This is a genomic window from Blastococcus sp. KM273129, assembly GCF_021698995.1.
In the GTDB taxonomy this organism is placed as follows: domain Bacteria; phylum Actinomycetota; class Actinomycetes; order Mycobacteriales; family Geodermatophilaceae; genus Blastococcus.
Genome location: NZ_SSXB01000106.1, coordinates 1 through 10793, shown reverse-complemented (window position 1 = coordinate 10793; position 10793 = coordinate 1). Strand labels below are relative to the sequence as shown.

Annotated in this window: 10 protein-coding genes, 1 tRNA gene and 1 pseudogene; 5 read left to right on the top strand and 7 right to left on the bottom strand. The window is 75.9% G+C overall.

Features of this window, described 5'->3' with window-relative positions:
- A pseudogene (locus E9565_RS20140) lies at positions 1–308 on the top strand (MFS transporter); the annotation flags it as partial.
- A 2-nt stretch (positions 309–310) separates the two neighbouring features.
- On the opposite strand, the gene E9565_RS20135 reads toward E9565_RS20140, so the two are convergent.
- From E9565_RS20135 to E9565_RS20120, 4 genes are all read right to left on the bottom strand, one after another.
- Entirely contained in the window at positions 311–649 is a 339-nt protein-coding gene (locus E9565_RS20135; protein ID WP_236836586.1) for a hypothetical protein, read from the bottom strand.
- Positions 650–701: 52 nt separating this feature from the next.
- The gene (locus E9565_RS20130; RefSeq protein ID WP_236825569.1) at positions 702–1544 is read right to left on the bottom strand and encodes an ABC transporter permease subunit; all 843 of its coding nucleotides are present in this window, start codon (positions 1542–1544) and stop codon (positions 702–704) included.
- Positions 1541–2467 carry an ABC transporter ATP-binding protein gene (locus E9565_RS20125; RefSeq protein WP_236836585.1) on the bottom strand — a complete coding sequence of 309 codons (927 nt, stop codon included), beginning with the start codon at positions 2465–2467 and terminating at the stop codon, positions 1541–1543. The genes E9565_RS20130 and E9565_RS20125 overlap by 4 nt, the downstream gene beginning before the upstream one ends.
- A gap of 109 nt (positions 2468–2576) precedes the next feature.
- Entirely contained in the window at positions 2577–3686 is a 1110-nt protein-coding gene (locus tag E9565_RS20120; protein WP_236836584.1) for an NAD(P)-binding domain-containing protein, read from the bottom strand.
- A 127-nt stretch (positions 3687–3813) separates the two neighbouring features.
- Between E9565_RS20120 and E9565_RS23415 the strand changes: the two genes are divergently transcribed.
- Positions 3814–5109, top strand: a complete 1296-nt coding sequence (locus tag E9565_RS23415) for a hypothetical protein (protein WP_236836583.1) — start codon at positions 3814–3816, stop codon at positions 5107–5109.
- A gap of 12 nt (positions 5110–5121) precedes the next feature.
- On the opposite strand, the gene E9565_RS20110 is transcribed toward E9565_RS23415, so the two are convergent.
- The 3 genes from E9565_RS20110 to E9565_RS20100 form a co-directional block, all read right to left on the bottom strand.
- Positions 5122–6279: an MFS transporter gene (locus tag E9565_RS20110; protein ID WP_236825565.1), complete on the bottom strand. Its 1158-nt coding sequence runs from the start codon at positions 6277–6279 to the stop codon at positions 5122–5124.
- A gap of 58 nt (positions 6280–6337) precedes the next feature.
- A complete protein-coding gene (locus E9565_RS20105; RefSeq protein WP_236836582.1) occupies positions 6338–7510 on the bottom strand; it encodes a polysaccharide deacetylase family protein in 1173 nt (390 codons plus the stop codon).
- A 279-nt stretch (positions 7511–7789) separates the two neighbouring features.
- Positions 7790–7865, bottom strand: a tRNA-Lys gene (locus tag E9565_RS20100).
- Positions 7866–8076: 211 nt separating this feature from the next.
- Between E9565_RS20100 and E9565_RS20095 the strand changes: the two genes are divergently transcribed.
- From E9565_RS20095 to E9565_RS20085, 3 genes are all read left to right on the top strand, one after another.
- Positions 8077–9255 (top strand): Ig-like domain-containing protein, encoded by a 1179-nt coding sequence (locus tag E9565_RS20095; RefSeq protein ID WP_236836581.1) that lies wholly within the window; start codon positions 8077–8079, stop codon positions 9253–9255.
- Between the two features lie 66 nt (positions 9256–9321).
- A complete protein-coding gene (locus E9565_RS20090; RefSeq protein ID WP_236825562.1) occupies positions 9322–9723 on the top strand; it encodes a hypothetical protein in 402 nt (133 codons plus the stop codon).
- A gap of 69 nt (positions 9724–9792) precedes the next feature.
- Positions 9793–10793 (top strand): sialidase family protein (locus E9565_RS20085; RefSeq protein ID WP_236836580.1); only part of this gene is annotated, 1001 nt, incomplete at its 3' end.

Sequence of the window (10793 nt, the reverse complement as noted above, 5' to 3'; positions counted from 1 at the left end):
GTGCGGGGCTGTGGTGGGGCGCGGGCTGGGTGCTGCTGGGGGCTGCGCTGTTCGGCGCCGGCTTCGGCGGGGTGCAGAACCTGACCCTGCTGCGCGCCTTCGCCCGGGCCGGCGACCGGGGGACGACAGCGGCCAGCGCGCTGTGGAACGCCTCCTTCGACGCGGGCACGGCGGCCGGGGCGCTGCTGCTCGGGTTCGCCTACGGCGCCGCCGGCCTGCCCTGGACGCTGGTCGTGTCGGCCGTGGCGCTGGCCGCGGTGCTGCCGCTGGCGCGGCTGGCCGCCCGCGCCCCGCGCGCCCGCGTCTGAGCTCAGCCCTGCCGGGCGGCGTGCAGCGAGCGGAGGAAGAGGATCTCCTCGGCCGAGCGCCGCAGCCAGGTGCGCAGCCCGTCGGGGTCGTCGCGGTTGGCGTCGCGCACCTCCCCGAGCTTGAGCTGGCGGGTGCTGGCCTGCGCGCGCTGCGCCGTGGGCAGCGCCCGGCCCTCGGCGCGGGCGATCACGGTGAGCCCCGCGCCCACGAACACCAGGTCGCGGATCTCGTCCAGGCCGGCGAGCAGCCGCTCGGCGGCGGCGTCGTCACCCGCGGTCAGGGCGGTCAGGAGCTGGTCGGCGCGGCGGCGGCCCTCGGCGGCCGGGTCGGGCGTGGTCACCGCACCACTGTGCCCCGGCCGCGGGGGCCGGGGCACAGCGGGGGCGCCTGGGTCACGCGTCGCGACGGCGCAGCACCAGGTAGCCGGCGAGCACGACGGCGGCCACCTCGGCGCAGAACACGGCGAACCCGGTCCACGGTCCGAGCAGGTTCGGGTTGAACGACACCGGGGTGGCGACGACGGAGCCCGCGTTCCCCGGCATCAGCTTGGTCGCCCACTCGCCCCAGGCGCCCGGCAGCAGCATCACCATGTTGCCGACCACCAGCAGCAGGGCCAGCACGATCGACAGCGCCGCGGCGGTGTGCCGGACGAGCAGCCCGACGGCGGCGGCGAACAACCCGATGCCGGCCATGTACAGCCCGCTGCCGACGAGCGACCGCAGCACGCCGTCGTCGCCGAGCGCCAGGCCGATGCCCTCCTGCTCGAGGAACCAGTTGCCGCCGAGGTAGCCGAGGACGGCGGTGACCGCGCCGGCGACGAACAGCGTGCCGGTGAGGACCAGCGCCTTGGCCGCCAGCACCCGCCCGCGGTGCGGGGTCGCGGTCAGCGTCGCCCGGATCATCCCGGTGCCGTACTCGCTGGTGACCACGAGCGCCCCGAGCACGATGGCGGTGATCTGCGCGACCGTCATGCCCCAGGTGATGAAGGAGCCCGCGGCCTCGCCGGTGGTGCCCGCCGCCAGGTCCGCGGCGCTGACCGCGCAGACGAGCACGGTCAGGCCCGCGCCCAGGGTGACCAGGGCGCCGACCGACCACGGCGTCGAGCGCACCGACCAGAACTTGATCCACTCGGCGCGGAGGGTCTGCGCGAAGCCGGGCTCGCGGACGCCGGGCACGTGCCGGTCCGGGTCCAGCGCGACGGTGTCGGGGGCCGGGGTGCTGAGGGTTCCGGTCATCGGGTGGCTCCTGCGGGGGTCCGGTCGCGGGTGGTGTACTCGACGCTCGCGGCGGTGAGGGTCATGAAGGCCTCCTCGAGGGAGGAGCTGACGAGGGTGAGCTCGTGCAGCAGGTGCCCCTGCCGGCCGACGAGCTCGCCGACGGCGGCGGCGTCGCGGCCCTGCACCCGCAGCTCGTCGTCGACGGCGGTGACCTCCAGGCCGTCGCGGCGCAGCAGGTCGGCCACCTGGGTCGTCTGCGGGCTGCGCACCCGCACGTAGGAGGCGGCGTGCTCGGCGATGAAGTCGGGCATCGAGCAGTCGGCCAGCACCCGGCCCCGCCCGATGACCACGAGGTGGTCGGCGGTGAGCGCCATCTCGCTCATCAGGTGGCTGGAGAGGAAGACGGTGCGACCCTCGGCGGCCAGCTGCCGGGTCAGCGTGCGCACCCAGCGGATGCCCTCGGGGTCCAGCCCGTTGACCGGCTCGTCGAGCACGACGACCGGCGGGTCGCCCAGCAGGGCGACGGCGATGCCCAGCCGCTGGCCCATGCCGAGGGAGAAACGGCCCACCCGCTGCCCGGCGACGTCGGTCAGGCCGACGAGGTCGAGCACCTCGTCGACGCGGCGCACCGGCAGCCCGTTGCTCGCCGCCATCCAGCGGAGGTGGTCGCGCGCCGAGCGCCCCGGGTGCAGGGCGCGGGCCTCCAGCAGCGCGCCGACCTGCCGCAGCGGCGCGGGGAAGTCGGCGTAGCTGCGCCCGTGCACGGTGATGCTGCCGGCGGTGGGTCGGTCCAGCCCCAGCAGCATGCGCATGGTCGTGGACTTGCCGGCACCGTTGGGCCCGAGGAAGCCGGTGACCCGGCCCGGGTGCACGGTGAAGGAGATGCCGTCGACGGCCGTGCGGTCGCCGTACTTCTTGGTCAGGCCCCGCGCCTCGATCATCGCGGGCCTCCGGGGATCGGTCGGGAAGTCATGCCCAGCAGCCTGTCGGCCGCGCTGCGCCGGGCACATCGGGGAGCGCCCTGATCGGACCCTGAAAGCTTCCTGGCGCTCAGGCCGTGCGGGGCAGGGGCATCCCCGGGTGCAGCTCCCGCCGCAGGGCGCGCGCGGCGGCCTGCCCGGCCCGGTTGGCGCCGATCGTGCTCGCCGAGGGTCCGTAGCCGACCAGGTGGAGGCGCGGTTCGCCGGCGACCTGCGTGCCCTCGACGCGGAAGCCCCCGCCGGGGGTGCGCAGCCGCAGCGGGGCCAGGTGGCCGACCGCCGCGCGGAACCCGGTGGCCCAGAGGATGACGTCGGCGCGGACGGCCGCGGGTGCGTGGGTGGCCGGACGATCCCAGGCCACGCCGTCGGGGGTGATCCGGTCGAACACCGGCAGCCGCCGGAGGACGCCGCGCTCGAGCCCGTCGCGCACGTAGGGCGCCGAGGTGAGCAGGCCGGTGAGCCCCACGACGCTGCCCGGTCGGCGGCCCTCCCGGACGGCGCGCTCCACCTCGGCGACGACGGCGCGGCCGGCGGCCTCGTCGAACGGGCCCTCGCGCCAGACCGGTGGCCGGCGGGTGACCCACGTCGTCGAGGTCACCCGGGAGATCTCGGCCAGCAGCTGGGTGGCCGAGGCGCCGCCGCCGACGACGACGACGTGCTGCCCGCGGAACTCCTCCGCGGAGCGGTAGTCCACGGTGTGCAGCTGCCGCCCGCGGAAGAGCTCCTGCCCGGGGTAGCGCGGGACGAACGGCCGGGTCCAGGTGCCGGTGGCGTTCACGACGGCGCGCGCGGTCCAGGTGCCCCGGTCGGTCGCGACGGCGAACCGGTCGTCGTCGGCCCGCTCGACGGCGGTCACCCGCACCGGCCGCACCACCGGCAGCGCGAAGCGCCGCTCGTACTCGGCGAAGTAGGCGGGCACGGTCTCCAGGGCGGGTGCGGCGTCGTCCTCGGGCCGGAACGCCAGGCCCGGCAGGTCGTGCACCCGGTGGGTGCTGCCCAGGGTGAGCGAGGGCCACCGGTGCCGCCAGGCACCGCCGGGCGCCTCCTCGCCGTCGAGCACGACGAACCCGGTGCCCCGCTCGAAGCCCTGACGGGCCAGCGCCCAGGCGGTGGAGAGGCCGGCCTGCCCGGCACCGATCACCACGACGTCGACGTCGCGCGGCGGCTGGGCTGGGTCCACCCCACCGACAACCGACCGCCCGACCCGCTGCTTCCCGCCTCCGACATGGCGCGGCCGAACCTGTTCCGTCGAGGCGGACCGGCCGGTACGTTCCGCGGGCAACGACCGGCCGACGGGGGGAGGCGCCGTGTGCGAACGCGTGCCCGGCGACCCGGCCGGCGCCGATGAGCCGTGGTTCGTCTCCGTCGAGGTGCAGGGGCGCGTCCCGGCTGCGCGACCGGAGTTCGCCGCCGGTGAGCGGCTGGACGCGGCGGGCGCGGCGGGCGCGGCGGTGCTCGAGCGGGCGCGCGCCCGGGGCCTGCGCACGGCCGTGCTGACGCGTCGACGGCGCTCCTACGGCGAGGACGTCGACTGGCTCGTCGACCGCTGGCTCGACTGCGACACCGGCGACGCCGGTGCGATCGCCGCGGCCGTGCGCTCCCTGCCGGGGCGGGTGGCCGCGCTCGCCGGCTGGGCGCAGGGCACCACCGGGCCGGCCGCCGTCGCCGCCCGGGAACTGGGGCTGCGCGGCCCCGACCCCGCGTCCCCGGTCGTGACCGGCGACGCCGTCGCCCGGCGCGAGGCGCTGGCGGCGGCGGGCATCCCCGACGGCCGCTGGGCGGTGCTCCGCGCCGACGCGCCGGCGCCGGCCTCGCCGGTCGGGCACCCCTGCACGGTCGAGGTGGACGGTGCCGGCACCCGGGTCGGCCCGGTGCACGACGACGGCGAGCTGCGGGTGCTCGCCGCCCGCGCCTGCTGCGGCCCGGGGACGCTGTCAGCCGGCCGCCTGGTGATCGGGGAGCACGTGGCCGGGCCCCGGTACGCCGCCGACGGGTACGTGGACGGCGGTGCCGTGGCGGTGCACGCCTGGAGCGAGCTCGCATCCACGCCCCCGCCGCACCCTGCTGCGGTGCTGCTCACCGCCACCACCCGGCCGCCGTCGCCCGACGCCGCGCCCTTCGTCGCGGCCGTGCTCGCCGCCTGCCGGTACGAGCTGGGGCCCTTCCACCTGGAGTTCGTGCTCGGGCCGTCCGGTCCGCGGCTGGTCGCGCTGGCGCCGCGGCCGGCCGATGCCGGAGCGCACGCCTGCGTGGACCAGGTGAGCGGGCTGGACACCGCCGACCTCGTCGTGGCCCGCTTGCTGGACCGGCCCGCCCCCGGGGGGCGGGCGGGCGTCGCGGCCAGCACCCAGCTCCTGCTCGGCTCCCACGCCACCGGCCGGGTCCGCGCGGTGTCGGGCCTGCGCGAGGCGGCTGACATCCCCGGGCTGCTCGTCGCGGAGGTGTTCGCCGACGTCGGTGATGCGGCCGAACCGGCCTCCTGCCGCCGGGCGCACCTCGGCCACGTCCTGACGGTGGGGGAGACGCCCCGGCAGTCCCGCCGCCGGGCGGCGGCCGCGCTGGACGTCATCCGGGTGGAGATCGAGGCGCTGCAGCCGGTCTGACCCGGTGAGCCCCTACAGCCGGCCGGCGCGGGAGACCGGCACGAGGCGCAGGGTGAGCAGCGCGGCGAGCGCGGCGGCCGCGGCCAGCGGCAGGGTCGCCGTCGTCGCCCGTGCGGCCAGGGCGATCGCGAACGGCGCGGCGAACCCGAGGTAGGCGAAGGAGAGGAACAGCGACGTCAGGGCACCCAGCCGGGAGGGGGCGGCGAGCCGGGCGGTCAGCGTCAGCCCGGCCGCCAGGCACAGGCCACCGCCGGCGCCGAGCAGCGGGGCGGCCACGACGAGCCAGGGGAGCGCGCCGGTGGCGGCGAACGCGGCGGCGCACCCGAAGCCGAGCGTGCCGGCCCCGGTGCCGACGACGGCGGTCCACGCGCCCAGGCGGCGCTGCAGCCCGGCGACGACCGTTCCCGCGCCGAGCGTCACCCCGGCGAGCACACCGGTGACCGCCACCCCGGCCGAGGGCAGCTGCACCAGCAGCGGCACCGCGTTGATGACCGTCGACGGGAAGGCGTAGACGCAGACCGCCACCGGGGCCAGCACGCTGAGGACCAGCAGCGCGTCGCCGCGGCGGACCAGGGGCGCGACCGGCGGCGCCCCCGTGCCGCCGCGCCGTCCGGGGAGCAGGTCGACCGTCTCGGGTAGCCGCACCGCGGCCGCCAGGCCCACCAGGACGAGCACCGTGTGCACCAGGTAGGGGAGCACGGTCGGCGCCGGGGCGTACTCGCCGAGCAGCCCGCTGGTCAGCGGCCCGAGGGAGAACCCGGCGGTCATGGCGACGGCGGCGCGCCGCCCACCGGCGCCCTCCCCGGAGGCCTTCGACAGCTCGCCGACCCAGGCGCTGCCGACGCTGAAGACGATGCCGCTGACCACGCCCTGCGCGAAGCGGGCGCCGAACAGCAGGAGCAGGGAGTCCCCAGCCGCGGCGAAGGCAAGCGAGGCCAGGCCGGAGAGCACGATGCCCGGGAGCGCCACCCGCCGCCGGCCCAGCCGGTCCGACAGCGGGCCGGCGAGCAGGAGCGCCGGCACCAGGCCGGCCGCGTAGCAGCCGAACAGCGCCGTCAGGACCTCGGCGGAGAGGTCGAGCCGCTCCTGGTAGACCAGCAGCAGCGGGGTGGGGACGTTGGTGCCCGCCGCGACGGCGAACAGCGCGAACACGGCGCGCTTCCAGCTCACCGGCGCACCCTACGGCTCCCGTCCGCCCGTCCCTTGCGTCGCGGCCGGACCCGAGGGCTCAGCCGGTCTCGTGGACGACGGTGCCGTCGGACGGCGTCCAGGTGATGTAGCCGTTCTGGAAGTCGCTGCGCCGGCCGCCGTCGATGTCGTACTCGTCGCTGGTCGGGAAGCCGAGTGCGGAGTTCTCCCAGCCGAGGGTGGCCCAGGTGTCGTAGATGGGGCCGTGGATCTCGTGGGCGCCGGTGTCGGGGGACCAGTAGATGGAGCCGCCCTGGAAGTGGTTGTAGGCGCCGTCGACGTTGGGGGTGGGGATCCGGTCCGTGGCGGGGAAGCCGAGGAAGGAGTTCTCCCACCCCAGGTCTGCCCACAAGCTGTAGATCGGGCCGCGGATCTCGTGGGCGCCGGTGCCGGGGGACCAGTAGATGGAGCCGCCCTCGAAGTGACCGTAGGCGCCCTCGACGTCCGGGGTCGGCGTCTGGCTGATGAGCGGTTCGCCCAGGACGCTCGCCGGCCCGCCCAGCGCGTTGTAGTGCATCGCGATCGCGCTCGCGTCGAACTGCTGCCCGGCCGGGTCGGTGAAGACGTACCCGCGGGACTGGTAGGACTCGATGATGCGGCCCAGCGCCTCGATCGTGTTCTGCCGGTAGTTGACCGGCGGGCCGTCGTGCAGCAGCACGATGGGGTGGTCGTACACCGGGTTCGTGGCCCGCTCCACGATCGTGTCCTGGTAGGAGGGGCTGAGGCTGTCGGGAGCCGCCCAGTCGCGGGGGTCGTTCGACCAGTCGGCGATGGTCATGTCCCGGGCCCACGCCTCCTCCTGGACGGAGGCGCCGTGGTGCGAGCCCCCCGGACCCCGGAAGAAGCACGGGTGCAGGCCGCTCGCGGCGTAGATCGCGCCCGTGGCGCTGTCCATCTGCGACGCCTGCGCCGACCGGGAGAGCGTGTCCAGGTCGGGGTGGGTCTGGGTGTGGTTCCCGATGGAGTGGCCCTCGGCGATGATCCGCCGGACCAGGTCCGGGTTGTCCTCGGCATGTGTGCCCAGGACGAAGAACGTGGCGTGGATCCCGTACGCGGCCAGGACGTCGAGCACCTGCGGCGTCCACCGTGGCGAGGGCCCGTCGTCGAAGGTCAGCGCGACGTTCTGCGTGTAGGTCGCCGGTGTCTGGTCGAGGACCGACCGGATCGGTGCGGGGCAGTCGTTGATCGGCACGGCCGAGGCGGTGCCGGGCATGCCCACGACGACGGCGGCCGACGCCAGAGCCGTGATCGAGGATGAACGGAGGACGCGGCGCTTGCGACCGGTCGTCGTCCTCGGGGACCTGCTTCGGGTGAGCCCGGTGCGCATGCTGCCTCCGTGCTGCTCGACGTCGACGTCCTCGAGCAGACTCGCAGACCGGGAGCAGGTGTCAACCGTCACGGGCCTCGGCGGTGCCGATACAGGGTCGGATCCCCGGACACATATCGGGACGCCGACGCCCCGCCCGGGTGGGACCCGGCGGGGCGTCGGTGGTGGTGCGCCATCAGGGACTCGAACCCCGAACCCGCTGATTAAGAGTCAGCTGCTCTGCCAATTGAGCTAATGGCGCGGTGCGCCCGGCGGCCGGGCACGAACGAGAACGATACCAGCGCCCGGCCCGCAGCCCGAACCGGGGGAGGGTGCTCTCCACCACGTCCCGGCAGCCGCCGCCCAGGGCCCGTGGCGCGGGTCCCACCCCGGTCGTCGTCCCGGGCGTGGACACTGGGCGGGGTGCTCCGGTCCGCGTCCGGGCGGGAGCAGGGGGAGAGGAGCAGGACGAGGTGCGTCGCACAGGCATGGTGCTCGCTGCCGGGGCGCTGGCCCTGCTGACCGGCTGCAGCGGGTCGGAGGCCGGGGGACCGCCCGAGCCGCCCGCCGCAGCCGAGCCGGCGACGGTCCGGCTGGCGGTCGCCGACGGAGCGGTGGACGTCTCGCCCGTGGTGCCGCTGGAGATCTCGGTCACCGGCGGCGAGCTCGGCGAGGTCGGCCTCACGGACGCGGCCGGGACCGCCGTCCCCGGCGCCCTCGAGGACGACGAGGACGGCGACGGCACGGTGCTCTGGGCGCCGGAGACCCGGCTGGCCTACGGCACCGGCTACACGCTCACCGCGACCGCCTCGGGGGACCCGGCGGAGCCGGCCACGGCGACGTCGTCGTTCACGACGGTGGACCCGGTGTCGGTGGTGACCCCGGGGATCGGCCCGCTCGACGGCCAGACCGTGGGCGTCGGGATGCCGATCCGGGTCTACTTCTCCGAGCCGGTGGAGGACAAGGCCGCGGTCGAGCGCAACCTCGTGGTGACGAGCTCGACGCCCACCGACGGCGTCTGGAGCTGGTTCAGCGACACCGAGGTGCACTTCCGCCCGTCCACGTACTGGCCCGCGCACACCGACGTCACCGTGGACGCGAACCTCTACGGCGTCGACTTCGGCGACGGCGTGTGGGGCGAGAAGGACCGCTCGATCTCCTTCTCGATCGGTGAGCGGCACGTGTCGGTCGCCGACGCCGCGACGCACACCATGCGCGTCTACGACGGCGACGAGCTGGTGCAGACCTTCCCGATGAGCGCGGGCGGTCCGGAGTTCCCGAGCCGCAACGGCCCGCACGTGGTCACCGAGCTCAACCGCAACCGGGTCATGGACTCGAGCACCTACGGCACCCCGGTCGACAGCCCCAACGGCTACCGGACGCCGGTGGAGTACGCGGTCCGGCTGAACGACAACGGGGAGTTCGTGCACGCCGCGCCGTGGTCGGTCGCGCAGCAGGGCAACGAGAACGTCTCGCACGGCTGCATCAACCTCTCGACCGAGCGCGCCGCCTGGTTCTTCGAGTTCTCGCAGCCCGGCGACGTCGTGGAGATCGAGAACTCGATCGGCCCGACGCTCTCGGCCGCCGACGGCGCCATCTACGACTGGGCCATCCCGTGGGAGGAGTGGGTCGCCGGCAGCGCGCTGGCGTAGCCGGCCGAGGGTTTCCGCGAGACCCCCGGGGGGCACCACGTCGGCGCATCCGAGGAGGGGATCGCCGTGGAGCCGTGGTTGATCGTCGTGCTGGTCGTGGTGGCGCTGGTGCTGCTGGCCCTGGTGGCGTTCGCGCTCACCAGGCGCTCGCGGACCACGGGGGCCCGCAAGCGGGCGCAGCAGCGGGAGGAGGCCCGCGACCACCTGCGCGAGGCCGAGATCCGCGGCGCCCGCGCCGAGAAGGAGCAGGCGCTCGCCGAGGAGCAGGCGGCCCGCGCCCGCCGGGAGCTCGCCGAGGTCCAGGAGCGCGCTGCGCTCGCCGAGCAGGAGGCCCGCCAGCGCGCCGCCCGCGCCGACGAGGATCGCACCGCCGCCGAGCAGCTGCGCGCGGAGGCCCAGCGGCTGGCGCCCGACGTCGCCTCCGACGGCCGCCAGCCGCACCCCGAGGGCGGCGCCTCGCGGATCTGAGGCCCGACCGCTCAGTTCCCACCCCCGCGGCGGTCCTCACCCCGAGGACCGCCGAACCGGAGGGGTGCCATGACCGATCTGCTGGCCATCGGGACGCGCAAGGGGCTGTGGCTCGCCCGCAGCGACGACGACCGCCGCACGTGGTCCCTGGACGGGCCGCACCTGCTGGCGCAGGAGGTGGCGGCCGTCTCCGTGGACACCCGTCGCCCGGTGCCCCGGGTGCTGGCGGGGGTCCAGTACGGGCACTGGGGACCGTCGGTCACCTGGTCGGACGACCTGGGCCGCACCTGGCAGGAGACCGACCACGGCGCCATCCGCTTCCCGGAGGACACCGGCGCCGCGCTCGGCCGGGTGTGGCAGCTGCGCCCGGACACCGCCGACCGCCCGGACCTGGTCTGGGCCGGGTGCGAGCCCCACTCGCTCTGGCGCAGCACCGACGGCGGCTGCAGCTTCACGCTGGTGCGGGGGTTGTGGGACCACCCCCACCGGCCCACCTGGGAACCCGGGGCCGGCGGCGGCGCGGTGCACACCGTGCTGCCCGATCCGGCGAGCGACCGGGTCACCGTCGCGATGAGCACCGGCGGCGTCTACGCCAGCGACGACGGCGCCACCGGGTGGACCCCGCGCAACCGGGGCATCAGCGCCGTCTTCCTGCCGGAGCCGCCGGAGTACGGGCAGTGCGTGCACAAGGTCGCGGTGGACGCGGGGGACCCTGCGCGGATGTACGCGCAGAACCACTTCGGCGTCTTCCGCACCGACGACGGCGGCGGGTCGTGGACGTCGATCGCCGACGGGCTCCCCGCCGACTTCGGCTTCCCGATCGCCGCCTCGCCGAACGCGCCGGGCACCGCCTGGGTCGTCCCGCTGGTCGCCGACGTGCAGCGCGTGCCCCCGGACGGCCGGCTCCGCGTGCACCGCACCCACGACGCCGGCGACAGCTGGACCGAGGTCGGCGCCGGGCTCCCCGACGGCGCCTGGACCGCGGTGCTGCGCGACGCCTTCTGCACCGACGACCACGAGCGCACCGGCCTGTACCTCGGCACCCGCGACGGCTGCGTCTACGCCAGCGC